Origin of the sequence: Paracoccus sp. TD-10 (assembly GCF_048270675.1) — a bacterium.
Classification (GTDB): domain Bacteria; phylum Pseudomonadota; class Alphaproteobacteria; order Rhodobacterales; family Rhodobacteraceae; genus Paracoccus; species Paracoccus pantotrophus.
Genome location: NZ_CP182419.1, coordinates 809,666 through 835,498, shown reverse-complemented (window position 1 = coordinate 835,498; position 25,833 = coordinate 809,666). Strand labels below are relative to the sequence as shown.

Sequence of the window (25,833 nt, the reverse complement as noted above, 5' to 3'; positions counted from 1 at the left end):
TCAAAGGGGGGCACGGACGGCTGATCGGGTGCACCAGGGGCGGGCTGAGCTTCGAAGCTGCGCGTCCTGGCCGATGCCAGGGGTCGCCCGATCCGGATGCTTCTGTCGGCTGGCCAGGCCTCCGGCTACATCGGCGCAAGGGCGCCGCTCTCGCAGATCCTGCAGGCCGGGGCGCTGCTCGCAGACCGCGGCTACGATGCCGGCTGGTTTCGCAATGCCCTGATCGAAAGAGGCATTGCGCCATGCATCCCCTCCCGCATCGGCCGGAAAGCCCCGATCCCGCACGACGCCAGCCTCTATCGCCTGCGCCGCCGGATCGAAAACATCTTCGCACGTCTCAAGGACTGGCGTCGGATCGCAACCCGCTACGATCGCCGCCCCATCCTGTTTCTCTCGGCCTGCGCCCTCGCCGCGACCGTCATCTATTGGTTGTGAGACCTGGCCGTAGCGCCCTTTCGCTCGCCCGGTCGAAACGGGCCTGGGCATCATGGATCGCGCCGATATTCGCCATCGCCCATTCCGCCAGCGCGCAGACCGGCTTGCGCAGCGAGCGGCCAAGCTCGGTCAATTCGTAATCCACGCGCGGCGGAATGCTGGGCGTCACCGTGCGCGACACCAGCCCGTCGCGCTCCAGCCCGCGCAGGGTCAGCGTCAGCATGCGCTGGGAAATGCTGGGGATCTCGCGGCGCAATTCGCTGAACCGCCTGGGCCCCTCGGCCAGGACCGAAACGATCAGCAGGCTCCATTTGTCGCCGATCCGCTGCAGGACGGCGGCAAAGGCGCGGCAGCCGAAACTGTTGGGGTCATGCATCTGGTTTCTCCGGGTTCCTGGCCGTGACCGGGTCACAGCCATGTAACTGCGGCACAGGATTGTGCCTTCTTGCGGGGGTCTTGCCGATGGTTATCTAAGCAGCCTCAGTATAAATTCCATACCTAGGAGGCAAGAGTGACCATCCTGCATATCGACAGCAGCATCACCGGCGACAACAGCGTCAGCCGCATCGTCAGCCAGGCGATCATCGACCGGCTCGCCGAGGCCCGGCCCGGCACCCCCGTCATCCGCCGCGACCTTGCCGTCGCGCCGCTGCCGCATCTGACGCTGGATGCGCTGGCCGACACATCGGTCCTGGACGAGTTCCTGGCCGCCGAGACGGTGGTGATCGGGGCGCCGATGTACAACTTCACCCTGCCGAGCCAGCTCAAGGCCTGGATCGACCGCATCGTCGTGGCCGGCAAGACCTTCCGCTATACCGCCGAGGGGCCGGAGGGGCTGGCCGGCGGCAAGCGGGTGATCGTCGCCCTGGCGCGTGGCGGCTTTTACAGCGACGACGCGCGGGTGGCGCTGGAGCATCTGGAAAGCTACCTGCGCTCGGTCTTTGCCTTCATCGGCATCGAGGCCGAATTCGTGATGGCTGATGGCGTCAGCATCGGCCCCGATCAGCGCCAGGCTGCCATTGACCAGGCGCTTGGCCAGACTCGGATGCTTGCCGCCTGAAGGCTGCGCCGCCCGCCCCTTAGGGCAGGCGGCGTATCGCCGGCCAGTAATCGGCCAGCCACAGCAGGAAGGCCGCCGCCCAGAACAGCGCCGCGAGCAGATGCAGCGGGCCGGGCGGCCAGGGCATCAGTCCCATCTCGGGCAGGGCGCGCAGCAATACCGCCGCGCCGGCCAGCACGAAGGCCGCGCGGGTCTGCCAGTTCAGGCCCAGCCCCTGCCCGGTATGGAACCGCCCGGCGATCGCCAGCACCGCCAGCACGCCCAGGCCCAAGCCCCCCATCAGCGCCAGGTGCAACGGCCCGGCCTCGGCCCAGGGTGCGCCCAGGGCTGCGGCGCCCAGCCCCAGCAGACCCGCCCCGGAAAATCCCGCCGCCGCCATCAACACCATGATCTCGGCGCGAAACGCCTCGGGACCGACAAAGCCCTCGGCCATCCGGTCCATGAAGGCGGCGCCGGCAGCGATCCAAAGAAAGCCCGCAACCGCCGGCGACAGGCCCGCGACCTGCCCGATCAGCGCCAGCGCCACCAGCCCGGCCGACAGGTTCAGCCGCCCCGGATGCGGCCGGAAGGGCGAGGTGCTTTCGCTGGGATCCAGCACGATATTCGTCACCGGCACGGTGATGCGCGCCAGCGCCAGGGAAAGCAGCCCCAGAAACACCAGCCCCGCGATGCGCAGCCATTCCGCCGCCGGTTCCGCCTGCCCCGCCAGCATGGCCATGCGCGCCATCAGCCCGGCCAGCGTCAGAGCGAAAAGCCAGCCGGCAAAGCTGAGCAGCCGGGTGCTGCGCTGCTCCAGCGAGACTTTCAGGAAATAGGCCAGCAGCAGCACCAGCCAGGCCAGCTCCGCCGCCGTCGCCGGCAGGATCAACGCATCCGCCCCCAGGAGCCCGGCGATCCGCGCCAGGCCCCAAAGCCCCGCCAGCACCCAAAGCGGCCGCCCGCGCAGGCGCGGCGTGTCGGTCCATTCCGGCGCGGCGGTGGTCAGAAAGCCCAGCAGCGCAGCGCCCCAGGCGCCAAAGATCATCTCGTTCGCATGCCAGATCCCGGGCGGGATCTGCCGCGCAAAGGGCAGGTCGAAGGACCAGAGCGCCACCCAGAGCAGCGGCCACAGCGCCGCATGCAGCGCCGCAAGCGGAAAGAACAGCCGGAAGCCTTCGTCGGCCAGCACGCGATGCAAAGAGGGCTTCATGGGCGCAGCCGTTCGTCTATGTCGTGGATATGCGCAAACAGCGGGTCGGCGGTCAGGTAATGCTGGCGCAGGGCAAAGATCGCCGCCTCGTCGCGGGTTCCGGGACTGCCGGGCGGCAGGCGCTCGCCCGCGATGCCGCGCCCGCCCGCGTCCAGCACCAGGATGCGGTGGCTGATGCGGATCGCCTCGAGCAGGTCGTGGGTGATGAACAGCGCGGCAAAGCGCGCCGAGGCGGCGGCCTCGATCACCAGATCCTGCATCCGCCGCTTCAGCGCCACGTCCAGCGCGGTGAAGGGCTCGTCGAAATAGATGAAATCCGGGTCCGTCACCAGGGCGCGGGCGATGGCGGCGCGCTGGCGCATGCCGCCCGAAAGCTCGGACGGGTATTTCCCCAGATCCTCGGGCAGCAGGCCGGCGCGCAGGGCAGCATCGGCGATCATCTGCCACCGCATCCGGCGCGGCGCGCGCGACAGGCGCAACGGAAAGCCGATATTGCCGGCCGCCGTCGCCCAGGGCATCAGCCGCGGCTCCTGGAAGATCATCGCGTGGCGCAGGTAGTTGCGCGCGATGCGCCCCTCGCGCGGCTCGACCAGCCCGGCGGCGATATGCGCAAGCGTGGACTTGCCCGAGCCCGACGGCCCGACCAGCGCCACGATCTCTTGCCGGGCAACGCCCAGCGTGATGCCCTCCAGCACGGTGCGGCCGAAAAAGGCATGGCCGATGCGGTTCAGTTCCAGCAGGCTCATCGCTTGACGCCCCAGGGCGCGGCCGCCTCGCGCCAGCGTTCCAGCTCGGCCCGGACCGGGCGGATCAGCACATATTCGACCGCGATCAGCGCGGCGACGGCCAGGCTGACCCAGGCCAGCGCCTCGGCGATGTCCAGCATGGCCCGCGCCCGCGCCAGCGCGCCGCCGATGCCGCCGGCATTGGCCAGCAACTCGGCCATGATCGCGACCTTGAAGGCCGAGCCGAGCGCCAGGATCAGCGCCGGGAACAGCTGCGCCGAAATCTGCCGGGCCGAGACGAACAGGAAGCGCCGCAGCGGGCCGGCGCCAAAGACCCGCGCCATGTCGTCCAGGCCGCGGTCGCGCGTCACCACGCCCTCGACCGCGCCGACGAAGACCACCGGCGTCGCCGAGATCAGGATCGTCACCGCCACGGTCAGGTCGGAGGGACCGAACCAGATCATCGCCAGCACGATCCAGGCGATCGGCGGCACGCCCAGAAGCAGGGTCAGGATCGGCCGCGACAGCCGCAGCGTAGCCGGGGAATAGCCCGCCACCACCCCGAAAAGCGTGCCGATCAGCGCGCAAAGCCCGAAACCGGCCAGCGCGCGGGCGGTGGTCAGGGCCAGCAGTTCCTGCGCCCTGCCCTCGCGCAACAGCCGCGCCGCGGCGGCCAGCGTGTCCAGCGGCGCGGTCAGGATGAAATCGCCATAGGCCTCGTGCCCGGCCTGCCACAGCGCGCCGATCAGCGCCAGGCCCGCCAGCCCGGCCCAGGCCGACCACAGGAACCGGCCCAGCCGCGCCAGCCGGTCCAGACAGGCCGAAAGCAGGCTCACAGCAGATAGAACCCGTCGTCGGGCAGCTTGCCGCCGATGATCGCGGCATCGGTTTCCGCCATCAGCGACAGGATCGCCTCGATGGCCGGGCGCGCCTCGCCGGCCGGGCGCACGGCCAGCCGGGAATGCGGCACCGACAGCGCCAGGATCGGGGCGGGCATGTCCAGGGCACCGGCGGCTTCGGTCGCGGCCTGCACCGGATCGGCCAGCACCTCGGCATTGGCCCGCGCCAGCGCGGCCTGCAACGGCGCCAGCAACTCGGCGCCGCCGGCCATGAAAGCATCGGTCGCGGCCAGCCCGGCCTGCGGCAGCAGCGGGCCGACATCGCCCTGCCTGCCCCATTCCTCTTGCAGGTCGATCACCCGCGCGAAAGCCTTGCCCGCCGCCCGGCCGCGCATGATCGCGACGCTGGAGGCCGGCTCGCTGAGCAGCGCCGCCTCGATCTGGCCGGCCAGCAGCATCTGCGCCGCCTCGATGGGGCTGCCGACGGGCAGCAGGTCCACCTTATCGGCGATGCCCTGCCGCGCCAGCAGCGCGCGCAACACGAAATCGGGCGTGTCGTTGACAAAGGGCACGGCCAGGCGCCTGCCCTCCAGCCCGGCCAGATCCGCGACCGCGCCGGATTGCGCCACGATGAACAGCAGCCCGTCGGTCATGGTGTTGACCAGCCGCAGCCCCATGCCGCGGTTGTAAAGGTTCGCCGCGACCTGCACCGGCACCACCGACAGGTCGATGGTCCCCGAGGTCAGGCCGGCGCGCAACTCGTCCGGGCTGCGCCATACGGTCAGCGATACCTCGGCCGACAGATCCTTCAGCGCGCCGCTGGCGACGGCATGGGCCAGGGTGATGCTGGGCCCGGCGGGCGGGCCGAACAGCGCCAGGCGCGCCAGGGGTGCTGCGCGCAGGACGGCGGGCGCCGCCAGCGCGGCGGCAAGCGCGCCCGCCCCGGCAAGCAGGGCGCGGCGCGAGGGATGGCGAGGGATTGGGGACATGTCTGCCCTCCTGGCAGGCGCAAGATGAACGGGGATCGCTGGCGGAGGGCTGGCGCGGGATTGGCGATAGCATAGGCGGCCGGGATCGGGCTGCCTTGACTTAGATCAGGTCGGCGCCGGGCAATCCCCCGGCCGGGCGCAGAACTCGACGAAAAACCGCACCGGGCCCGCGGCCGCGACCTCGTGCAGCCGCTCGGGATGGATCAGCGGATGGATGCCCGGCCCCAGCAGCATCTCGGTGCCGCCGACCAGGTCGCGAAAGACCAGCCGGCCCTCCAGCACATGCAGCCGCGCCCAGGTGCCGGGCCGGGTCGCATGGGCACGCAACAGGCCCTTGGGCACGGTGGTTTCGGTGAATTCCGGCGTGCGCCGATAGGGCGCGGCGTCACCGGGCCAGGCCGGGCGGCTCATGACGCGGGCCAGTCGTAGAGATGGATCAGCTTGGGGTCGTCGGCCGCCGCCAGCATCCGCCGCACCCGGTCCTGGAACAGCGCCGCGAAGCGGGCCAGTTCGGCCGGATCGGCCCGCCCCGCGACCGCGCGCGGCATCAGCCCGGCCATGGCGGGATCATGCGGCACATGGCCGGTGTCGATGTCCACCACCACCCCATCGCCATTGTCGCGCCGGCGCAGCGCCATGACCCCGTCGATCGGCGCCTCGAAGCGCAAGAGCCCGCGGCGCGCGAACAGCTGCCCCGCGCCGATGCCGTGAAAGCCGCCCTCGGCCGCGGCACCCGTGACCAGCGTCGCGACCGAGGCGACAACGCCGGTCGTGCCCTGCCCGACGCCCTCGCGCATATGCACCTCGATGCCGCCGCGCTCGGGCAGGTCGTCGCCGTAAAGCCATTCCAGCCCGGCCAGCACCATCAGCCAGGCCCCGGCGACCACCGGGCAGGAATGGCCGCAAAGCCGCACCGCATCGACATAGCGATAGGTCATCACCCCGTCCTCGGCCGAGCCCAGGAAACCCGCCAGGGGATCGCGGAGCCGGATCGCCGGCGCATCGTCGAAGAAGGCGGGAAAAACCATGGCTCACTCCTGTTCCTCGGCCAGCAGGTCGGCCAGCGTGCGGTGGTCCATCACCTGCAGGAAGGCGGCCAGCGCATCGCGGATCGCCGCGTCCAGCGCGCCGGGCCGGTTCGGGGCGCGGATCTCCTCGGGGCCAAAACATTCGGCGGCGGCCATGTCCGGCTCGGTCACGCGCAGCACCTCGCCCAGGGACAGCGCGGCCGGGTTGCGGCCCAGCTCCAGCCCGCCCGAGCGGCCGCGGACCGAGTTCAGGAACCCCGCCCGCGTCAGCACGTTCGCCACCTTGGTCAGGTGGCTGCGCGAGATGTCATAGGCCAAGGCCGCCTCCTCGATGGTGATCAGCCGGTCGGGATGCCGCGCCGCATAGATCAGCAGGCGCAGGGCGTAATCCGAAAAGCTGGTCAGTCGCATGCGGGGGGCTTCCTCGATCCGCCCGCACAAAAGCACGGCCCGCGCCAGGCGGTCAATGGCGCCCGCCAGGGCGCGGCGCGGCGCGGTCTGGGGGCACAGGGACAGGCGGGACGGCGGCGCGGAAAGGAAGGCGGCGGCGGGCATGGTCAGAACCGCAGCCGCGTGCCCAGGTAGAAGGCGCGTCCCTCGCCGGGGATGAAGGCCGCCTGTCCGGCCATGGCCTGATCCACGACCAGCGTCGAGGCGGCATAGCGTTCGTCGGTCAGGTTGGTGACTTGGACATGGACCGCGGCGTTCGGCGTCAGCGCATATTCGGCCCCCAGGTCCAGCAGCGCATAGGAATCGTTGAAGACCGTGTTCATGTTGTCCACCGGCGTCCGGCCCGGCACCCAATGCAGCTTGCCGGTCAGCACCAGCCGTTCGACCGGGCGCCAGTCCAGCACCAGCGAGATGACGTTGCGCGGCGCGCCGGCGATGCGGTTGTCGCCGCGCAGGGGATCGTCGTCGAAGCGGAAATCCTGCCAGGTCCAGGCCAGCCGCGCCGCCAGCGTTTCCGTCAGCTCGCCCGACAGGCCAAGCTCGGCCCCGCTGTGCCGGGTCCGCCCGGCATTGACCGAGGCCAGCGTGGCGCCGGTCACGTCGCGCAGCGACAGCAGTTCGTTCTTCAGCCGCGCGTGATAGAGGGTCGCGTCCCAGGACAGGCGCTGCCATGTCCCGCGCCAGCCCAGCTCCAGCGTGGTCGAGGTCTGCGCCTCCAGGTCCGGCGTCGCGAACATGGCCGCAGGCGCCGCGGGATCGGCAGGGTTCGGCCGGCCCGGCCCGCTGTTCGGCGTGCCGCCAACCGTCCCCAGCAGGTCGTCATGGGTCGGCGGCTCGAAGCCGCGCGCCAGCGAAATCCAGGCAAACTGCCCCTCGGCCGGGGTCCAGGACAGGGCCAGCGCCGGGGTGAAGCCGCTATAGCTGCGGTCGTAGCTGGTCGAGACCGCCGGCACCGCGCCATCGGGCAGGCGCATGCCGGGATTCATCGGGCTGTAGCCCACCGTCGGCCGGGTCGCCGCCCCCCAGCGATCCTCGCTTTCGCGGCTGGCATGGTTGAAGGCGATCGAGGGCGACAGGGTGAACCCGCCCAAGGGCAGGTTCCCCCCGGCAAAGATCGACAGGGTATCGGCCGTCAGCCGGTTGCGGCCGAAGGCCGGGCCGCGCGCGCCGCCCAGGTTGTGGAAATAATCGCGGTCGGCCTTGCCGAAGGACCAGGTCAGCCCGGTCTCGAACAGCGGCAACTCCCCTTCGCCCATCCGGCTGTAGCGCGCGGTCAGCGTGGCGTCGCTGCCCTCGGTATCGCGGAACCCGGATGAGATCGGAAAGGCGAAACTGTCGTCGGTCCGCGACAGGCTCAGGCCGAAATCATAGATGTCCGCGCCGCGCTCCAGCGTCGTGCGGGCGCCGGCCAGGGTCTGCCGGGTGTCGCGCCGCGGCCGGTCGCGCGGCACGTTCGGCCCCGGCCCCACCGGCGCGCCGCCGACGATCACCGGGCCGGCATGGTTGCTTTCGGGATCGTTCCGGACCGCATCCCAGGTCAGAGGCCCGGCCACGTCGAATTCCAGGTCGGTATGGCTGAAGAACAACCGCGTCACCGCCTCGCCGGTCTGCAGGGTGACATTGCCGCCGATGCCGCTGCGGCGCGAGCCGTTATGGTCGCGATAGCCGTCCTTCTGCGCATGTTCGAAGCGCAGCAGCACATCGGCCCGCTCGCCGTCGATGCCATAGCTGCCCGCGACCTCGCCCCGCCCGAAACTGCCGCCGCCGAAGCTGAGCCGCAGCCCCGGCGCCGTTACGCCCGAGGGCGAGGCGAAGTTGATCGCGCCGCCCAGCACGTTGGCGCCGATGCGATTGGCCGCGGCGCCGCGAAACACCTCGATGCTCTCGGCCTGGCCCGGCGCGGCAAGGCCCACGACATAGGAGCCGTCGGCGCGGTTCACCGGCATGCCGTCCTGAAGGATCAGCAAGCCGCGCTCGGCCGGGTTCTGCTGCAGGCCCGCGCCGCGGATCTGGATGCGCGGCTGGTCGTTGCCGCCGAAGAACTCCTGCACCACGACGCCGGGCACCTCGGACAGCGTGTCGGCCAGCGTCGGCGCGGCCTCGCCCACGGGCTCGCTGCGGTCGATCAGCGTCACCGCACCGGGCGTCGCCTCGAACCGGCGGGCGGTGGTGTCGGCGCGGATCTCGATCTCGTCCAGCACGATCACCGCGCCGGGCGCGGCCGATTGCGCCAGCGCCGCCCCCGCCTGCAAGGACAGCCCGGCCGCCAGCCCGGACAAGACCGGGATCATTCGCGCAAGGGGTTTCGTTTTGTCGTCAGCGTCCATGTCGGCACGTCCTTCATCTTCCCGCAAGGGACAGCGCCGGCGGCGATGTGCGGCGCGAGGGTGGCAATGAAACGGCTGGCACAGGGCTTGCGATGCGGCATAGCGGCGGCGGGCATGGGCTGCGGGCACGCCGGAATGACCCCGCCTGCATAGGTCAGCAAAACATGAATGTGAAGGTCATATTTTAGACAGGTCGCTTTTGCCGCAGCCTGCCGCCGCGGGCGGCGCGCTGGACAGCCGGGTTGCCGGCAAGCTACACAGGGACGGCAAAAAACACCCCGAACACGCGCGAAAGACGGAAAAGCCAACCCATGTCGAACCAGGGCCGGAAACTGGAGCAAGCGGCCAAGGCGGCGTGGCTTTCCTATGTCGCGGGCAAGACCCAGGACGAGATCGCGGGGATCATGGGCATCTCGCGCCAGACCGCGCAGCGCCTGGTGGCGCAGGCCATGGCCGAGGGCATCGTCAAGATCCGCATCGACCATCCCTTTGCCCATTGCATGGACCTGGCCGCAGGATTGCAGCGCAAGTACGGGCTGGCGTTCTGCCAGATCGCCCCTTCGGATGCGCCCGAGGCCGGGGTGGCGCTGATGCTGGCCGATGTGATCGAGCAATGGCTGCGCCGGGCCGAGCCGATGACCATGGCGATCGGCACCGGGCGCACCCTGCGCAGCGCCATCGCGCAATTGCCGCATATCGACTGCCCGCAGCACCGCATCGTCTCGCTGACCGGCAATATCGCGCCGGACGGCTCGACCGCCTATTACAACGTGCTGTTCACGCTGTCGGACCTGGTGACGGCGCGCAGCTTTCCCCTGCCGCTGCCGGTCATCGCCCCCAGCGTGCGCGAGCGGCAGGCGGTCAACAGCCAGCCCAGCATCGAGCGGCTGATCCGCATGTCGGCCGAGGCCGCGGTGGCCTTTGTCGGCATCGGCACGGTGGGCGCGGGCGCGCCGCTGATGCTGGACGGCTTCCTGTCGCAGCCCGACCTGGACGCGCTGGTCGCGGCCGGCGCGGTGGGCGAGATCACCGGCTGGGCCTATGACGCGCGGGGCGCACTGGTGGCGGGGCTCAGCAACGACCGCGTGGCTTCGGCCCCGATCCCGCCGCGCGAGACGACGCTGGTGATCGGCGCCGCCCATGGCGCCGAAAAGGTGCCGGCGATCCGCGGCGCGCTGCGCGGCGGTCTGATCAGCGGGCTGATCACCGATGCCGCGACCGGCGCGGCGCTGCTGGCCGACTGACCCCTACATCGCGGCGATCTCGGCGCGCTGCTGCTGCATGCGCAGGAAGATGCGCCAGTCCCGCTCGCGCCGGGCGCGGGCGGCGGGCTCGGGGCGGGTCACCTCGGCCGGCCGGGCAAAGCGCGCCCGCGCCGCGCGGATCCCGCCCAGCAGCGGCGCGGCGGCGGCGATGGCGGTGCCGCGCAGCACCGCGTCCTGCGGCTGCCAGTGGATCTCGGCCCCTGTCGCATCGGCATAAAGCTGGCGCAGCAGGGCCGAGCGCGCCTGCCCCCCGGCCATGGCCAGCGCAGCGGGCGCCAGCCCCATATGCGCGATGACCTGCCGCGTTCCCAGCGCGATGCCGACCGCCGCGCGCCAGTAAAGCGCGTCCAGCGCCTGCGCGCTGCGCTCCAGCGTCAGGCCGTGGATCACGCCGCGCAGCAGCGGATCGGCAAAGGGCGTGCGGCTGCCCTTGATGTCGGGCAGGACATGCAGGTCGGGCGCAGGCTCGGGATCGGCGGCGATGCGGGCCAGGATCTCGTCGTGGCTGGCCGGCTGCGGGAAAAGCCCGCGCACCCGCTCCAGCAACGCGCCGGTCGCGGACTGGCCGCCCTCGCTGACGCTTTCGCCGGGCAGGATGGCGCCGGGATAGGGCCCCCAAAGCGCCGCGCGCGGCGCCAGCCCCGTCGCCATGACGCAATTCGAGGTGCCGGCGATCAGCGCCGGCATGTCCGGCGCCGCGCCAAGCGCCCCGGCAAAGGCGTCGATCAGCCCGGCGGCGACCAGCGTGCCGGGCTCCAGCCCCAGTTCCGCCGCACCCCGCGGCGACAGCGGCCCGATACGCGCGCCGGGCGGCAGGACCGGGCCGGGGCGCGGGAAATCGGCGATCCCCGCCCGTTCCAGCAAGTCCCGCTGCCAGCCGCCGCGGTCGGGCAGCCAGGGCCATTTCGCCGCCGCCGCGCAAAGCGAACGCGCCTCGGTCCCGGTGGCGCGAAAGGCCAGGTGGTCGCAAAGGTCGCGCACCCCTTGCAGCGCCGCCCAGACCTCGGGCCGGTGGCGGCGCAGCCACATCAGCTTCGGCGTCTGCATCTCGGGCGAGACCGAGCCCCCGGCCCGCGTGACGATCTCATGCGGGATGCGGCTGAGTTCCGCCGCCTCGGCCACGGCGCGGTGGTCGTGCCAGGCGATCACGTCGGGGGCAAAGCCCGGCGCTTCGACCACCAGCGAGCAGGTGGCGTCAAAGGCCAGCGCCCCGACCTGCGCGGGATCGGCGCCGGCCTGCCGCAGCGCCTCGGCCAGCGCCTCGGCCACGGCCTGCCAGATCTCGGCGAAATCGTGCATGGCCTGCCGGTCGGGGCCCGGAATGGTGGCGAACCCCCGGCTCGCGCGGGCGACCAGCCGGCCTTCGGGGGTGAAAATCCCCGCTCGCGCGCGGGCCGAGCCCACATCCACGGCCCCGATCAGCACGCCGATTCCCCTTCCCTAGCCCAGTCCGGCCAAAGTCTTGGGCAAATCCCGCGCGTGGTCAATCAGCGCGTCGGGGGCCAGCGCCGCCAGCTTTTCGGCCAGCCGCGCCGGCGCGGCATGGCTGCCGCCCAGAAAGCCGATAACCCGCATCCCCGCCGCGCGGGCGGCGCGCAGACCGGCCGGGCTGTCCTCGATCACCACGCAATCGGCCGGCGCGATGCCCAAGTGCCGGGCGGCGAACAGGAACAGGTCGGGCGCGGGCTTGCCGCGCGCCACCTGCGTCGCGGAATAGACATGCGGCCCGAAGAGCGGTGCCAGCCCGGTCAGCGACAAGGACAGCCGCAACCGCTCGGGCGCGCTGGAGGAGGCCACGGCGCGCGGCCCGGACAGTTGCGCCAGCGCCTCGGCCATGCCCGGCACCGGGCGCAATTCGCGGCGAAAGCGCAGGGCCAGCGCCTCGGCATAGCCGGGCACGGCAGGGCGCAGATCGACGCCCTGCCCCTCTGCCGCCTCGACGATGGTCGAAAACGAACGGCCAAGGAACTCGTCATAGATGCGGGCGCGAGCGATCGGCGCGCCCAGCCTTTGCAGCAGCGCCTCGATCTCGGCCACGGCGAGGGGTTCGGAATCCACCAGCACCCCGTCGCAGTCGAAGATCAGCCCGCGCACCACCGCCTAGCCCTTGAGATAGGCGTCGAGCGTCGCGCGCGTGCCCCTGTCCCACAGCATGGCCAGCCAGCGTGCGAAGGGTTCGGCAAAGCGCGGATCGCGGCCGGTCGCGCCATAGATCTCGGCCATGTCCAGCCAGGCCGAGGGATCGGTCCGGGCCGCCTGCGCCACCTGCGTCAGGTGGTCCCAGTTCGGATCGTTCGGCTCGATCACCGCGCCGCTGTCGCTGGTGCCGGCGCAATAGCGGCACCACAGCGCCGATTCCAGCGCCAGCCCGTCCACGGGCAGGTCGCGCTCCCGCCGGTGGGCGATGGTCGGCACGATGAATTTCGGCTGCCGGTTCGAACCGTCGAGGCAAAGCCTGCGCACCGTGTCGCCGATCTTGGGATTGGCGCAGCGTTCGGCCACCTTGGCGAAATAGGCCTGCAGGTCGGTGCCGGGCACCGGCGGCACGGCGGGGATGATCTCGTCCGCCTCGACCTTTCCCAGGAAGGCGCGGACCTGGGCGTCGGCCATCGCCTCATGCACGAAATGGATGTCCAGCAGCCCGGCCGGATAGGCGATCACCGCATGGCCGCCGTTGAGGATGCGGATCTTCATCAGTTCCCAGGGCGTCACGTCGGCGACGAATTCGACGCCGGCCTTCTCAAGCGGCGGGCGGCCGGCGGGAAAGTTATCTTCGAGCACCCATTGGATGAAATCCTCGCAGAAGACCGGGGCGTCGTCATGGATGCCGAAATTCTCGCGCACCATGCGGCGTTCGCGGTCGCTGGTGGCGGGGGTGATGCGGTCCACCATGGCGTTCGGGAAGGCGACATTCGCCGTGATCCACCGGGCCAGCTCCGGGTCCGAGAGCCGCGCGGTTTCGGCCACCGCCTCGCAGGTGACCTTGCCGTTATGCGGGATGTTGTCGCAGCACATAACGGTGAAGGGCGCGTGCCCCGCCGCCCGCCGCGCCTTCAGCCCCGCGACGATCAGGCCGAACACGGTCCGCGGCGCGTCGGGGTTTTGCGCGTCCGCCGCGATGGCGGGATGGGCCGGGTCGAAATGCCCGGTGGCGGCATCGATGAAGTAGCCGCCCTCGGTGATGGTCAGCGCCACGATGCGGATCGCCGGATCGGCCAGCGCGGCGATGACCCGCCCGTGATCGCCCGGCGCGATATAGTCCATGATCGGCCCCAGCACGCGGGCGTCCGAGCGGTCGGCCGATTGCTCGACCAGCGTGTAAAGATAGTCCTGCGCCGCCAGCGTGTCGCGCATCCGCGCATCGCCCGGCATGACGCCGGCGCCGATGATGGCGAAATCCTGCGCCAGCCCCATGTTCATCAGCCGGTCCAGATAGGCGGCCTGATGGGCACGGAAGAAATTGCCGACGCCGAAATGCAGGATGCCGGGGCGCAGGGCGGCGCGGTTATAGCCCGGCACCGGCTGGCCGAGGCGGTCGAGGGTCTGGTTGGAAAGCCTGTCCATCCGAATTCATCCCGGTTCTGATCTGCAAAGACGGGGCCGCGGCAGCGACCCCGACGCGGCTGCCGTCAAAGCGCAAGGCCGTTCTGGTCGAAGCGATAGACCCGGCCGTCCTGCGGGGTCAGCCAGATGCGGTCGCCGTGATCCACCGGGAACTCGCCCGCCGCCCGCGCGACGATGGGGGTGCCGCCGTCCAGCTCGACATGCAGGAAGGTGTCCGAGCCCAGATGCTCGGCCACGCCCACCGTGCCGGCGAACTGGCCGCCGGTGGTGGACATGGTGAAATGCTCGGGGCGCACGCCGATGGCATGGGCCCCCATGGCGGCGGCCGCCTCGCCCTCGATGAAATTCATGTTCGGGCTGCCGATGAAACCGGCAACGAAGCGGTTCGCGGGCTTGCGGTAAAGCTCGAGCGGCGAACCCACCTGCTCGACCCGGCCGGCGCGCAGCACGACGATCTTGTCGGCCATGGTCATCGCCTCGACCTGGTCATGGGTGACATAGACCATGGTCGTCGCCAGCTTCTTGTGCAGCTCGGAAATCTCGACCCGCATGTTCACCCGCAAGGCCGCGTCGAGGTTCGACAATGGCTCGTCGAACAGGAAGGCCGAGGGCTCGCGCACGATGGCGCGGCCGATGGCGACGCGCTGGCGCTGGCCGCCCGACAGCTGGCCGGGACGGCGGTCCAGGTAATCGGTCAGGTTCAGGATGCCGGCGGCGTGCTGGACGCGCCGCTCCTGCTCATCCGCCGCCATGCCCGCCATCTTCAGCGGAAAGGCGATGTTCTTCCTGACCGACATATGCGGGTAAAGCGCATAGGACTGGAACACCATGGCCAGCTTGCGCTGCGAGGGCGGCGCCTGGGTCACGTCCCGCCCGTCGATGACGATCCGGCCCGAGGTCACATCCTCGAGCCCCGCGATCAGGCGCAGGAGCGTGGACTTGCCGCAGCCCGAGGGGCCGACGAAGACCACGAATTCGCCGTCGTGGATCTCCAGATCGACGCCCGGAATGACCTCGACCTCGCCAAAGCTCTTGCGGACCTGTTGAAGCGTGATGCTACCCATCATTCCCCCCTTTCATTTCACCGCGCCGAAGGTCAGGCCGCGCACGAGTTGCTTCTGGCTGAACCAGCCAAGGATCAGGATCGGGGCGATGGCCATGGTGCTCGCCGCCGAGAGTTTCGCGTAGAAAAGCCCTTCGGGACTGGAATAGCTGGCGATGAAGGTCGTCAGCGGTGCCGCCTTGGACGTGGTCAGGTTCAGCGTCCAGAACGCCTCGTTCCAGGCCAGGATGACGTTCAGAAGCAGGGTCGAGGCGATGCCGGGCACCGCCATCGGCGTCAGCACGTGCAGGATCTCGTTCTTGAGGCTCGCCCCGTCCATCCGCGCCGCCTCGAGGATCTCGGAGGGAATCTCGCGGAAATAGGTATAGAGCATCCAGGTGATGATCGGCAGGTTGATCAGCATCAGGACGACGGTGATGCCCAGCCGCGTATCCAGAAGGCCCCAGGACCGGAACAGCAGATACATCGGGATCAGCACGCCCGCGGCCGGCATCATCTTGGTCGACAGCATCCACATCAGCAGATCCTTGGTGCGCTTGGCCGGCTGGAAGGCCATCGACCAGGCGGCCGGGATGGCGATCAAGAGGCCCAAGAGCGTCGAGCCGACCGAGATGATGACCGAGTTCATGAAATGCCGGAAATAGGGCGAGCGGGACTGCACCTCGGCATAGTTCTGGGTCGTCCAGTCGAAGAACAGGAATTTCGGCGGGGATGCTATGGCGTCGGCCTCGGACTTGAAGCTGGTCAGGATCGTCCACAGGATCGGAAAGAAGATCAGCAGCGCCACGCCCCAGGCCAGGATGGTGAAGCCCCAGCGGCGGGTATCGGAAATCTTGCGGGCCATGGTTCTTACTCCAGCGTCTTGCCGATCATCCGCATCAGGAAGATCGCGACGATATTGGCAAGGATGACGGCGATGATGCCCCCGGCGGATGCGCCGCCCACGTCGAACTGCAGCAGCGCCTGCGAAAAGACCAGATAGGTCAGGTTGGTGGACTGGTAGCCCGGCCCGCCATTGGTGGTGACCAGGATCTCGGCGAAGACCGAAAGCAGGAAGATGGTCTCGATCAGGATCACCACGGTGATGGCGCGCGACAGGTGCGGCAGGATCAGGTGGGTGAATTTGGCCCAAGCACCGGCGCCGTCCATCTCGGCCGCCTCCATCTGCTCGCTGTCGAGCGATTGCAGCGCGGTCAGCAGGATCAGCGTGGCGAAGGGCAGCCATTGCCAGGCGACGATCAGGATGATCGACATCAGCGGATATTGCGCCAGGAAATCGATGGGCTGCGCGCCCACCGCCTTGGCGAGCCAGGCGAAAAGCCCGTTCACCGGGTTCATGAACATGTTCTTCCACACCAGCGCCGAGACGGTGGGCATGATGAAGAAGGGCGCGATCACCAGGATGCGCACCACGCCCTGCCCGAACATCGGCTGGTCCAGCAGCAGGGCCAGCAGGATGCCGCCCCCCACGGTGATGACCAGCACGCCCCCGACCAGCAGCAGCGTGTTCTGCATCGCGGTCCAGAAGGCGGGATCGGACAGGAAATACTGGTAATTGGCCCAGCCGATGAAGCGTTCCATGCCGGGCGAGAGCAGGTTGTAGCTCTGGAAGCTGAACCACAGCGTCATGGCCAGCGGCACGATCATCCAGCCCAGCAGCAGCAGGACCGAGGGCGCGACCATCAGGCGCGCGAGTGTTTTCTGATGTCGGGTAGCCATCGGCGCGCCTCCCACGCGAGCGATGAGGGTTCGGATTGCGGCAGGGGCCGGGCTTGCCGCCCCCCGCCCGGTTCGCGGCCGTCAGGCCGGACCGGCGGTCACTTCGGATAGCCGGCCCGGGCCATTTCGCGCTCGGCGATCTGCTGGGCCATCTGCAACGCCTGCTCGACGCTGGCCTGCCCGGCCAGCGCGGCCGAGAATTGCTGGCCGACCGCGGTGCCAAGCGCCTGGAACTCGGGGATGCCCACCCATTGCGTGCCGATATAGGGCACTTCCACGGTGGTCGGGTTCGCAAGATCGGCCGACATGATGCTGTCGAGCGTCGGCTTGGCGAAGGGCGCGGCCTCAAGATAGGCCGGATTTTCGTAAAGCGAGGTCCGGGTGCCGGGCGGCACGTTCGCCCAGCCCTCGGCGGCCGCGACCTGTTCGGTATAGGCTTTCGAGGTCGCCCAGGCGACGAACTTCTTGGCCGCATCCGGCGCATCGGTCGAGGACGGGATCGCCAGCGTCCAGGCCCAGAGCCACATCTGCGGCTTCTCGCCCTCGGGGGCCAGCGCATAGCCGACCTTGTCGGCCACGGTCGAATCCTTGGGGTTCGACACGAAGCTGGCCGCCACGGTGGCGTCGATCCACATGCCGCATTTGCCGGTCTGGAACAGCGCCAGGTTCTCGTTGAAGCCGTTCGACGAGGCGCCGGGCGGGCCGGCCTCGTTCATGATCGCGACGTAATCGGTCAGCGCCTTCTTCCAGGCCTCGCCCGAGAATTGCGGCTTCCATTCCATGTCGAACCAGGGCGCGCCGTAGCTTGCGCCCATCGAGGTCAGGAAGGCCATGTTCTCGCCCCAGCCGGCCTTGCCGCGCAGGCAGATGCCATAGACCTCGGCCGATTTGTCGGTCATCTTGCGCGCCGCGTCATAGACGAAGTCCCAGGTCGGGCGCTCGGGCATTTCCAGCCCGGCCTTCTCCATCAGGTCGGTGCGATACATGATCATCGCGGATTCGCCGTAGAAGGGCGCGGCATAAAGCTTGCCGTCCAGCGACAGCCCCTCGGCGATGGGCGGCAGGATGTCGGCGGCGTCGTAATCCTCGCCCATGTCCTCGAGCGGCGTCAGCCAGCCCTGCTTGGCCCAGATCGGCACCTCGTAATTGCCGACGGTCACGATGTCGTATTGCCCGCCCTTGGTGGCGATGTCGGTGGTGACGCGCTGGCGCAGCACGTTCTCTTCCAGCGTCACCCATTCCAGCTGGATGTCCGGGTTCGCATCGGTGAACGGCTTGGTCATCTTCTGCATGCGGATCATGTCGCCGTTGTTCACGGTGGCGATGGTCAGCGTCTCGGCCAAGGCGGGCGCCGCCAGCGCCGTCATGGCGCAAGCCCCCATCAGGCCGCGCAGCATCATGCTCATTCGATTGTCCTCCCCTGCGGATCAGCATTTGCTAATGTGATGGGCAAATGCTCACATACTCGCCGCCGGGCTGTCAAGCGAAATCGGCGCGGCCCGATACTCCGGGACCGCGCCGACCGATAGTTTCTTGCAGGGATGGGCGGGGTTCAGCCGCGGCCGCGATAGGGCGGCACGCCCTGGTCGGGGATCCAGACCGCCTCGGGCACGGGTCCGGTCTGCCAGAACACGTCGATGGGCATGCCGCCGCGCGGATACCAGTAGCCGCCAATGCGCAGCCAGCGCGGCGCAAGAAACCCCGCCAGCCGCCGGCCGATCGAGACGGTGCAGTCTTCGTGGAAAGCGCCGTGATTCCGGAAGCTTCCAAGGTAAAGCTTCAGCGATTTCGATTCGACCAGCCAGTCTCCGGGCACATAATCGATGACCAGATGCGCGAAATCCGGCTGCCCGGTCATCGGGCAGAGCGAGGTGAACTCGGGCGCGGTAAAGCGCACGTTATAGGACACGTCGGCCTGCGGGTTCTGCACCCGCTCCAGCTCGGCCTTGTCGGGGCTTTCGGGCAGCCGGGTGGCGCCGCCCAGCTGCTTGAGGCCGCTGTAGATCGTCTCGGTCATGCTTCTCTCCGAATGTCAGACGCCGCGCCGGTTGCCCCAGATCAGGACATGCAGCTGCGGCAGGATGCGCGGTTTCAGCCAGCCACGGCCGACCGTGTTCTCGACCAGCCAGAGCAGCCGGTCGGCCAGGGCCTGCGGATCGACCGGCTGGGCGGGATCGGTTTCGGGGTTGCCGGGCTGCAGGTAGAGCGGCAGGCCGGGATGGCGGTCGGCGACCGCGCGCGCCCAGTCCAGGTCGCGCCGGTCGAAGATCACGATCTTCAGCACCCGCTGGCCGGCACCCTCGCCGGCCTTGAGGCAGCGGTCGAAGGCGTCCCAATCGACCACCTGCCCGCTGGAGGGCGGTTTCGGCGACAGCACCAGCGTAGACAGGTCCGCGAACCAGGGCTGCGCGACCGAGCCCTGCGTCTCGCAGGCGAAGCGGTAGCCTGCGGCGCGTCCCAGCGCGATCAGCGGGGCGAAATCCTGGATCGCCGGATTGCCGCCGGACAGCGAGACGGTCAGCGGCTGGCCGCCGGACAGGCGCCGCACATCGGCCCAGATCGCCTCGGCGCTCATCGGCCGCCATTCGTGGCGGTGGCGGCTCTCCACCGCGTGCAGGCTGTCGCACCAGAGGCAGCGGTAGTCGCAGCCGCCGGCACGGACAAAGACCGTGGGCTCGCCGATCAGCGCGCCCTCGCCCTGGATGGTCGGGCCGAAGATTTCGGCAATGCGCAGGGTCATGGCCGATACTCGGCCCAGGTCTTGGGCGTCTCGGACACCCGGACCGCCACCGTCTCGGGCCAGCGCGCCTTGCACCAGTCATGGAAATGCCGCGCCATGTTCTCGGCGGTCGAGGGGCCGTCCAGCACGTCGTTCAGGTGGCGATGGTCGAAATGCGTGTCGATATAATGCTTCAGCGCCGCAAGCTCGTGATAGTCGCGCACGAAGCCGTCGGCATTCAGCTCGGCCGCGGCCAGTTCCACCACGACGACATAATTGTGCCCGTGCAGCCGGGCGCATTGGTGATCCGGCGGCAGATGCGCCAGCTGGTGCGAGGCCGAGAAATGGAACTCCTTGGCGATGCGGAACATCAGGCCCGCCCCCGTTCCGCGATGGCCTGCCGCCAGAAATCGCCATCCTCATAGGCGGTCGGGTCGGGGATGCCGGCCAGGTGGAAGGCCTCGCGCCGCTCGACGCAGGTGCCGCAGCGGCCGCAATGCAGGGTGCCGCCCTTGTAGCAGGACCAGGTCTCGGCAAAGGGCGTGCCGTGGCGGGCGCCCTCGGTCACGATGTCGGCCTTGCTCCGATGCACGAAGGGGGTCAGCAGCCGCACCTGCGCATAGCCGTCCAGCGCCGCGTCCTGCATGTGCTGGAAGGCCTCGGTGAAGGCGGGGCGGCAATCGGGATAAATGAAATGATCGCCGCCATGCACGGCGGTCGCCACCGCCCGGTCGCCCATCGCCGCCGCCATGCCGAAGGCCACGGTCAGCATGATGGCGTTGCGGTTCGGGACCACGGTGATGCGCATGGTCTCCTCGGCATAATGCCCGTCCGGCACCTCGGCGCCGCCGGTCAGGGCCGAGCCGGTCAGCACCGCCCCCACCCCGCGCATGTCGATGACGTGATGCGGCACGCCCAGCCGCCGGGCGGCGGCGGCGGCGAAATCCAGCTCCTTGCGGTGGCGCTGGCCGTAGTCGAAGGAAATCAGGCGCGAAAGCCCGCCCTGCGCCGCGATCATATGCGCCAGCGATACGGAATCGAGTCCGCCCGAGCAGACAACTGTCGTCTTCATCATGTGACCCTTGTTTTGATGACCGGGTAGGCTGCGACCGGTATGGGCGCCCGACATAGCGGGCTTTGGCCGGCGGCGCAACCGCCCGTCCCTTCCCGTCCCATCAGTCGGACAGATCCAGCGCCGGGGTTTCGCCGCTCTCCTCCAGGTGCCAGACCGCCTGCCAGCGCCCGTCGCGGCGGGCCAGGATCAGGTAGTTCCGCTGCGCCACATAGCGGTGGCGCTGGCCGGGCAGCGGGTGGATGCGGATCGGGTGGCCGGGCAAGGGCGCCTCGCCCAAGCCGGCGAACAGCCCCAGCGCGCGGGCATAGGCCTGCGGCGGCGCGCGATGCGAAATGCCCGAGGCGACCAGTTGATGCACCTTCTGCGCATCCGGCCCCATCACGGCGCGGGTCGCCAGGTGGATCTCGCCCGACAGCGCGGTGACATGGGCACGGGCGCGCCATTTCAGCACCTCGGCCAGCAAGCGCCGCCATTCGGCACGATGCACCCGGCTTTGCCACTGGTCGCGCAGGTCGTCCTCGTAATGCTGCATGCGCGGAATCGCCATCATCACCCGCTCCAGGAGCGACAGGCGCGGACCCAGCAGCGGGACGCTGGAGACCAGGAACACATGTTCGCCCTGCGGCGCCAGCGCCTCGACCGCTTGCCAGCCCGCGGGCCCCATGATGCGGTGGCGGTGGCGCTCGGACCGCAGGTCGGGCGCGGCGATGGTCAGGCCGGGCAGTTCGCGCTTCCAGCCGAGGCTTTCGCCCGAGGCATCCAGGAACAGCTCGGGAATGTCGCCTTCCGCCGCACCGTGCTGGAACAGCAGGTAGGTCTCGCGCGCCACGCCGAACAGGGTCCGGCCCACGGCCGAGCGGCTGCGCTGTTCCGGCAGCGAGCCCCAGCCGTCGCAGATGTCATGGTCGTCCCAGACCGACAGCGCCGGCACCTGCGCCGCCATCGCGGCATAGCCCGGCGCCTGCAAGACATGCAGATAGCGCGCGACGAAGCGGCGGCGCAGGTGTTCCGCCAGATCGGCAAGCTGCGCGAGGTCGTCCACCTCGGGCACCTTGTCGGGCCAGTCCCGGCTCAGCGGGTGGCCCTGCGTCGCCTCGTCGGCATAGATCTGGTCGCCGCCCTGCAGCAGCAGCGCAAAGGGCGCGCGGGCATGGTCGCGCGCCAGCCGCGTCCACATCAGGTTGCGCTCGGCGCCGTCGCGGTCCAGATCGCCGTTCTCCTCGCCGTTGCAGGAAACGAAGGCCAGGCGCAGGTCGCCCGACAGATCCGTCGCGACCGCGTGAAAGGTGCCCTCGAATTCATAGCCGCCATCCGCCGGGGTCAGGGTGAAATCGTGCCTCCAGACGGCGATGCCGGCGATCTGGGCGATGCGGCGCGGCGCGATCTCGGCCTCTGACAGGCGGATCGGCGGCGGGGCGGGTTCGTCCTTCGGCCGGATGACGATGGCCGCCAGCCGGATGCCCTGCCCCGCCATGCCGCGGAAATGCAGGATCGGCCCTGCCCGGCCGGGTCGCTGCGCCTCGTCCATCATCCTGCCTGTCCCTTTCGCATTGCAGCGAGGGATATAGGTGCGGCGCGGCCAAGCGCAAATCCGGCCGGCGGCGAACCGCGACCCCGCCGCCGGCGTTGGTCCCCAAAGGCAGCGCAGGAGCCGGTGATGACCGAGCGGATCGAAGGCGTGACCATCTCGCATCCCGAGCGGGTGATCTTTGCCGATGCCGGACCGGGCAAGGCGGGGCTGACCAAGGCGGGGCTGGCGCGCTATTACCAGCAGATCGCGCCGCTGATGCTGGAGGAGGCCGCCGACCGCCCGCTGTCGCTGCTGCGCCTGCCCGACGGGATGGCGGGCGAGCGGTTCTTCCAGAAGCATCCCGGCAAGGGCTTTCCCAAGGCGATCCGGCAGATGCGGATCACCGAAAGCGACGGCGAGGATGCGGCCTATGCCTATGTCGCCGACGCGGCCGGGCTGGTCGCCGCGGTGCAGATGGGCACGGTCGAGTTCCACATCTGGCCCGCCCGCCGCGACCGGCTGGAGCGGCCCGACCGGCTGGTCTTCGACCTAGACCCCGACGAGGGGCTGGACTTCGACGCCGTGCGTGCCGCCGCCCTGTCGCTGCGCGGCCGGCTGCTGGACCTGGGGCTTGAGCCCTGGGCGATGCTGACCGGCGGCAAGGGCGTGCATCTGGTCGTGCCCCTGCGCCGCAGCCTCGGCTGGGGCGATCTCAAGCGTTTCGCCCGCGACTTTGCGACGCTTTGCGCGCAGGACGAACCGGACCGCTATACGGTGGAACTGGCCAAGGCCAGCCGCAAGGGCCGGATCTTCATCGACTGGCTGCGCAACGAGCGCGGCTCGACGGCGGTTGCGCCCTTTTCGGTGCGCGCCCGGCCCGGCGCCCCGGTGGCGGCGCCGGTCGGCTGGGACGAGCTGGCCGGGATCGCCAGCGCCCGTGCCTTCGGCACCCAGGCGGCGCGGGAACGCGGCTGGGCCGGCATAAGGCGGGTGCGGCAAAGCCTGACCCGGCCGATCTTCGCGGCGCTGGACAGGGCGCTGACCGGTTGACCCCCGTTCAGCCCTCGATGCGCCGGCCGTCTTGCGCATCGAAGACATGCAGGTGCCCCGGATCGGGCACCACGTCGACCCGGTCGCCGCGCGCCAGCCCGCTGGTGCCGGGCAGGCGCAACACCAGTGGCACCTCCGAGCCCTCGATCATGCCATAGCCGAAGGCATCGGCGCCCAGCCGCTCGACCGAACGCAGCAGGACCGGGATCGCCGCCTCGCCCGGCGCGGCGGGCCGCAGATGCTCGGGACGCAGGCCAAGCCGCAGATCGCCGCCGCGCGGCAGGCCCGGCAGCGGCAGCACCGCCCCGCCGGGCAGGGTCACGCGGCCCTCGGCCGCCGAGACGGTGAAGATGTTCATGGCGGGCGAGCCGATGAAACCGGCGACGAATTCGCTGGCCGGGCGCTGATAGACTTCCAAGGGCGTCGCGATCTGCTCGGCCACGCCCTTGTTCATCACGATCAGCCGGTCCGCCAGCGTCATCGCCTCGACCTGGTCATGGGTGACGTAAAGCGTGGTCTGGCCGGTGCGCAGGTGCATCTCCTTGATCTGCAGGCGCATCTGCACCCGCAGCTTGGCGTCGAGGTTCGACAGCGGCTCGTCCAGCAGCAGCGCGGCGGGCTCGCGCACCAGCGCCCGGCCCATGGCGACGCGCTGGCGCTGGCCGCCCGACAGCGCGCGCGGCTTGCGGTCCAGATAGGGCTCCAGCTCCAGCATGGTCGCGGCCTTGGCGACGCGGGCCTCGATCTCGGCTTTCGACATCCGGGCGATCTTGAGCCCGTAGGCCATGTTCTCGCGCACCGACATATGCGGATAAAGCGCGTAGTTCTGGAACACCATGGCGATGTCGCGCTGGCGCGGCTCCAGGTCGTTGACCACCTTGCCGCCGATCTCGACCGTGCCGGCGCTGATCGCCTCCAGCCCGGCCACCATGCGCAGAAGCGTGGACTTGCCGCAGCCCGAAGGTCCGACAATGACCACGAATTCGCCGTCGGCGATCTCCATGGTGATGCCGTGGATGACCTGGTTTCCCGCATAGCTCTTGCGGACATCGTTAAGCAGGATGCGGGCCATCTATTTCTCCGTCTCGACCAGGCCCTTGACGAACCAGCGCTGCATCAGCACCACCACCAGGATCGGCGGCAGGATGGCCAGCACGCTTGTGACCATCACGAGGTTCCAGGGCGTATCGGCATCGGCGAATGAGATCATCTTCTTCAGCGCGATGACGATGGTGTTCATTTCGTTGGAATTGGTGACCAGCAGCGGCCACAGGTATTGCGTCCAGCCATAGATGAACTGGATCACGAAGATCGCCGCGACATTGGTCAGCGACAGCGGCCACAGGATGTCCTTGAAGAACCGCCAGGGCCCGGCGCCGTCGACCCGCGCCGCCTCCAAGAGTTCGTCCGGGATGGTCATGAAGAACTGCCGGAACAGAAGCGTCGCGGTGGCCGAGGCGATCAGGGGCAGGATCAGCCCCGGATAGGTGTCGATCAGCCCCAGGTCGACCATGACCTTGTAGGTCGGCTGGATGCGCACCTCGACCGGCAGCATCAGGGTGATGAAGATCAGCCAGAAACAGGCCATGCGCAGCGGAAAGCGGAAGAAGACGATGGCATAGGCCGAGGCCATCGAGATCACGATCTTTCCCAGCGCGATGCCCATGGCGACGATGGTGGTATTGGCCAGAAGCCGCCACAGGCTGACCCCGCCGATGCGGCTGATCCCGCCCGAGAAGGCATCGGAATAGTTCCGCGCCGCCTCGGGCCCGGGCAAGAGCGGCAGCGGCGGGCGCAGGATGGTCTGCACCGAATGGGTCGAGGCGACGAAGACGTAATAGACCGGAAAGGCCACCACGATCACGCCCAGCACCATCCAGAAATGCGCCAGCACTCGCCCGGCGCCGCGCGCGGCCAGCGGAGAGGATTCAGCCATAATGCACCCTCCGCTCGATGAAGCGGAACTGGAAGGCGGTCAGCGCGATCACGATGATCATCAGGATCACCGATTGCGCGGCGGAATCGCCCATGATCAGGTTCACGAAACCGTCGTTATAGACCTTGTAGACCAGCGTCTCGGTCGCCTTGCCGGGGCCGCCGCCGGTCACGGCATGGATGATGCCGAAGGTGTCGAACAGCGCATAGACGGTGTTCACCACCAGCAGGAAGAAGGTCGTCGGCGCCAGAAGCGGGAAGGTGATGGTCCAGAAGGCATGGCGGCGCGAGGCGCCGTCGATCGCCGCCGCCTCCAGAAGCGATCGAGGAATCGCCTGCAAGCCAGCGACAAAGAACAGGAAATTATAGCTGATCTGCTTCCATGTCGCGGCCGCGACAACCAGCGCCATCGCCTGCTCGCCGTCCAGCAGCGGGTTCCAGTAGATGCCCATCTGCCGCAGCGGCCAGGCCAGCGTGCCGAAGCTGGGATTGAACATGAACAGCCACAGCATGCCGGCGATGGCGGGCGCCACCGCATAGGGCCAGATCATCAGCGTGCGATAGAAGCCCTTGCCGCGGATGATCTTTTCCGCCTGCACGGCCAGGAACAGCGCAATCGCCATGGCGCAAAAGGCGACCAGCACCGAAAACACCACCGTCACCCGGACCGAGTTCAGATAGTTCGGATCGCTCAGCACCTTGCGGAAATTCGCCAGCCCCACGAAGGTCGTCTTCAGGCCAAAGGCATCCTCGCGCAGCACCGACTGGCGAAAGGCCTGCGCCGCCGGCCAGTAGAAGAAGATCAGCGTGATCGCCAGTTGCGGCGCCAGCAGCAGCCAGGGCAACAGCTTGTGCGGAAAGACCGTGCGTCTCATCCGTCCCCCTTGTCGG

Annotated in this window: 27 protein-coding genes and 1 pseudogene; 4 read left to right on the top strand and 24 right to left on the bottom strand. The window is 69.3% G+C overall.

From position 1 onward, the window contains the following. Positions 1-2: 2 nt before the first annotated feature. Positions 3-435: pseudogene (locus tag ACNKFW_RS15025) on the top strand (IS5 family transposase); the annotation flags it as partial. On the opposite strand, the gene ACNKFW_RS15020 reads toward ACNKFW_RS15025, so the two are convergent. Beyond that, entirely contained in the window at positions 419-811 is a 393-nt protein-coding gene (locus ACNKFW_RS15020) for a winged helix-turn-helix transcriptional regulator (RefSeq protein ID WP_028710435.1), read from the bottom strand. The pseudogene ACNKFW_RS15025 and the gene ACNKFW_RS15020 overlap by 17 nt on opposite strands. A gap of 135 nt (positions 812-946) precedes the next feature. On the opposite strand from ACNKFW_RS15020, the gene ACNKFW_RS15015 reads away from it, so the two are divergent. After that, positions 947-1,495: an FMN-dependent NADH-azoreductase gene (locus ACNKFW_RS15015; protein ID WP_024845174.1), complete on the top strand. Its 549-nt coding sequence runs from the start codon at positions 947-949 to the stop codon at positions 1,493-1,495. 19 nt (positions 1,496-1,514) lie between these two features. On the opposite strand, the gene ACNKFW_RS15010 is transcribed toward ACNKFW_RS15015, so the two are convergent. The 8 genes from ACNKFW_RS15010 to ACNKFW_RS14975 all read right to left on the bottom strand — a co-directional run bounded on the left by ACNKFW_RS15010 (position 1,515) and on the right by ACNKFW_RS14975 (position 9,042). Beyond that, the gene (locus tag ACNKFW_RS15010) at positions 1,515-2,684 is read right to left on the bottom strand and encodes an NnrS family protein (protein WP_024845173.1); all 1,170 of its coding nucleotides are present in this window, start codon (positions 2,682-2,684) and stop codon (positions 1,515-1,517) included. Then, entirely contained in the window at positions 2,681-3,430 is a 750-nt protein-coding gene (locus ACNKFW_RS15005; RefSeq protein WP_418024864.1) for an ABC transporter ATP-binding protein, read from the bottom strand. Before ACNKFW_RS15005 ends, ACNKFW_RS15010 begins: the two co-directional genes overlap by 4 nt. Beyond that, positions 3,427-4,245 carry an ABC transporter permease gene (locus tag ACNKFW_RS15000; protein WP_147429005.1) on the bottom strand — a complete coding sequence of 273 codons (819 nt, stop codon included), beginning with the start codon at positions 4,243-4,245 and terminating at the stop codon, positions 3,427-3,429. Before ACNKFW_RS15000 ends, ACNKFW_RS15005 begins: the two co-directional genes overlap by 4 nt. Next, on the bottom strand, positions 4,242-5,237 hold the full coding sequence (locus ACNKFW_RS14995) for an ABC transporter substrate-binding protein (protein ID WP_147429006.1): 996 nt from the start codon (positions 5,235-5,237) through the stop codon (positions 4,242-4,244). Before ACNKFW_RS14995 ends, ACNKFW_RS15000 begins: the two co-directional genes overlap by 4 nt. A 105-nt stretch (positions 5,238-5,342) precedes the next feature. Then, complete coding sequence (locus ACNKFW_RS14990) at positions 5,343-5,648, bottom strand: DUF1971 domain-containing protein (RefSeq protein ID WP_024845169.1); 306 nt, start codon at positions 5,646-5,648, stop codon at positions 5,343-5,345. Beyond that, positions 5,645-6,265, bottom strand: coding sequence for a hypothetical protein (locus ACNKFW_RS14985; protein ID WP_114669325.1), 621 nt, complete (start codon positions 6,263-6,265; stop codon positions 5,645-5,647). The genes ACNKFW_RS14990 and ACNKFW_RS14985 overlap by 4 nt, the downstream gene beginning before the upstream one ends. 3 nt (positions 6,266-6,268) lie before the next feature. Continuing rightward, entirely contained in the window at positions 6,269-6,676 is a 408-nt protein-coding gene (locus ACNKFW_RS14980; protein ID WP_028710437.1) for an RrF2 family transcriptional regulator, read from the bottom strand. A gap of 146 nt (positions 6,677-6,822) precedes the next feature. Next, positions 6,823-9,042 carry a TonB-dependent receptor family protein gene (locus tag ACNKFW_RS14975; protein ID WP_147429007.1) on the bottom strand — a complete coding sequence of 740 codons (2,220 nt, stop codon included), beginning with the start codon at positions 9,040-9,042 and terminating at the stop codon, positions 6,823-6,825. A gap of 311 nt (positions 9,043-9,353) precedes the next feature. On the opposite strand from ACNKFW_RS14975, the gene ACNKFW_RS14970 reads away from it, so the two are divergent. Then, a complete protein-coding gene (locus ACNKFW_RS14970) occupies positions 9,354-10,286 on the top strand; it encodes a sugar-binding transcriptional regulator (protein ID WP_147429008.1) in 933 nt (310 codons plus the stop codon). Between the two features lie 3 nt (positions 10,287-10,289). Here the strand turns inward: ACNKFW_RS14970 and ACNKFW_RS14965 are convergent, their stop codons facing one another. The 12 genes from ACNKFW_RS14965 to ACNKFW_RS14910 all read right to left on the bottom strand — a co-directional run bounded on the left by ACNKFW_RS14965 (position 10,290) and on the right by ACNKFW_RS14910 (position 21,978). Then, complete coding sequence (locus tag ACNKFW_RS14965; protein WP_147429009.1) at positions 10,290-11,732, bottom strand: FGGY-family carbohydrate kinase; 1,443 nt, start codon at positions 11,730-11,732, stop codon at positions 10,290-10,292. Positions 11,733-11,747: 15 nt separating this feature from the next. Next, positions 11,748-12,404 carry an HAD-IA family hydrolase gene (locus ACNKFW_RS14960; RefSeq protein ID WP_147429010.1) on the bottom strand — a complete coding sequence of 219 codons (657 nt, stop codon included), beginning with the start codon at positions 12,402-12,404 and terminating at the stop codon, positions 11,748-11,750. A 3-nt stretch (positions 12,405-12,407) separates the two neighbouring features. Further along, positions 12,408-13,871, bottom strand: coding sequence for a mannitol dehydrogenase family protein (locus ACNKFW_RS14955; protein WP_147429011.1), 1,464 nt, complete (start codon positions 13,869-13,871; stop codon positions 12,408-12,410). A gap of 65 nt (positions 13,872-13,936) precedes the next feature. Beyond that, positions 13,937-14,935: an ABC transporter ATP-binding protein gene (locus ACNKFW_RS14950; RefSeq protein ID WP_024845163.1), complete on the bottom strand. Its 999-nt coding sequence runs from the start codon at positions 14,933-14,935 to the stop codon at positions 13,937-13,939. 12 nt (positions 14,936-14,947) lie between these two features. Next, positions 14,948-15,778, bottom strand: coding sequence for a carbohydrate ABC transporter permease (locus ACNKFW_RS14945; protein WP_024845162.1), 831 nt, complete (start codon positions 15,776-15,778; stop codon positions 14,948-14,950). A gap of 5 nt (positions 15,779-15,783) precedes the next feature. Further along, complete coding sequence (locus ACNKFW_RS14940; protein WP_024845161.1) at positions 15,784-16,653, bottom strand: carbohydrate ABC transporter permease; 870 nt, start codon at positions 16,651-16,653, stop codon at positions 15,784-15,786. A 98-nt stretch (positions 16,654-16,751) separates the two neighbouring features. Continuing rightward, a complete protein-coding gene (locus ACNKFW_RS14935; RefSeq protein WP_147429012.1) occupies positions 16,752-18,059 on the bottom strand; it encodes an ABC transporter substrate-binding protein in 1,308 nt (435 codons plus the stop codon). Positions 18,060-18,205: 146 nt separating this feature from the next. After that, a complete protein-coding gene (gene queF, locus ACNKFW_RS14930; protein ID WP_024845159.1) occupies positions 18,206-18,670 on the bottom strand; it encodes a preQ(1) synthase in 465 nt (154 codons plus the stop codon). A 15-nt stretch (positions 18,671-18,685) separates the two neighbouring features. Further along, on the bottom strand, positions 18,686-19,393 hold the full coding sequence (gene queE / locus ACNKFW_RS14925; protein ID WP_147429013.1) for a 7-carboxy-7-deazaguanine synthase QueE: 708 nt from the start codon (positions 19,391-19,393) through the stop codon (positions 18,686-18,688). Next, entirely contained in the window at positions 19,390-19,743 is a 354-nt protein-coding gene (locus tag ACNKFW_RS14920) for a 6-pyruvoyl trahydropterin synthase family protein (RefSeq protein WP_147429014.1), read from the bottom strand. The genes queE and ACNKFW_RS14920 overlap by 4 nt, the downstream gene beginning before the upstream one ends. After that, positions 19,743-20,444: a 7-cyano-7-deazaguanine synthase QueC gene (gene queC / locus ACNKFW_RS14915; RefSeq protein WP_147429192.1), complete on the bottom strand. Its 702-nt coding sequence runs from the start codon at positions 20,442-20,444 to the stop codon at positions 19,743-19,745. Before queC ends, ACNKFW_RS14920 begins: the two co-directional genes overlap by 1 nt. A gap of 103 nt (positions 20,445-20,547) precedes the next feature. Continuing rightward, positions 20,548-21,978 (bottom strand): alkaline phosphatase D family protein, encoded by a 1,431-nt coding sequence (locus tag ACNKFW_RS14910; RefSeq protein ID WP_147429015.1) that lies wholly within the window; start codon positions 21,976-21,978, stop codon positions 20,548-20,550. 126 nt (positions 21,979-22,104) lie between these two features. On the opposite strand from ACNKFW_RS14910, the gene ligD reads away from it, so the two are divergent. Continuing rightward, a complete protein-coding gene (gene ligD, locus ACNKFW_RS14905) occupies positions 22,105-23,007 on the top strand; it encodes a non-homologous end-joining DNA ligase (protein ID WP_244314493.1) in 903 nt (300 codons plus the stop codon). A 7-nt stretch (positions 23,008-23,014) separates the two neighbouring features. Here ligD and ACNKFW_RS14900 read toward each other — a convergent pair whose 3' ends face one another. From ACNKFW_RS14900 to ugpA, 3 genes are read right to left on the bottom strand one after another with little or no spacing between them, the layout of a single operon-like run. After that, entirely contained in the window at positions 23,015-24,079 is a 1,065-nt protein-coding gene (locus ACNKFW_RS14900) for a sn-glycerol-3-phosphate import ATP-binding protein UgpC (protein ID WP_024845153.1), read from the bottom strand. Next, positions 24,080-24,943, bottom strand: coding sequence for a sn-glycerol-3-phosphate ABC transporter permease UgpE (gene ugpE, locus ACNKFW_RS14895; protein ID WP_147429017.1), 864 nt, complete (start codon positions 24,941-24,943; stop codon positions 24,080-24,082). After that, a complete protein-coding gene (ugpA, locus tag ACNKFW_RS14890) occupies positions 24,936-25,817 on the bottom strand; it encodes a sn-glycerol-3-phosphate ABC transporter permease UgpA (RefSeq protein ID WP_024845151.1) in 882 nt (293 codons plus the stop codon). The genes ugpE and ugpA overlap by 8 nt, the downstream gene beginning before the upstream one ends. Between the last annotated feature and the right edge of the window lie 16 nt (positions 25,818-25,833).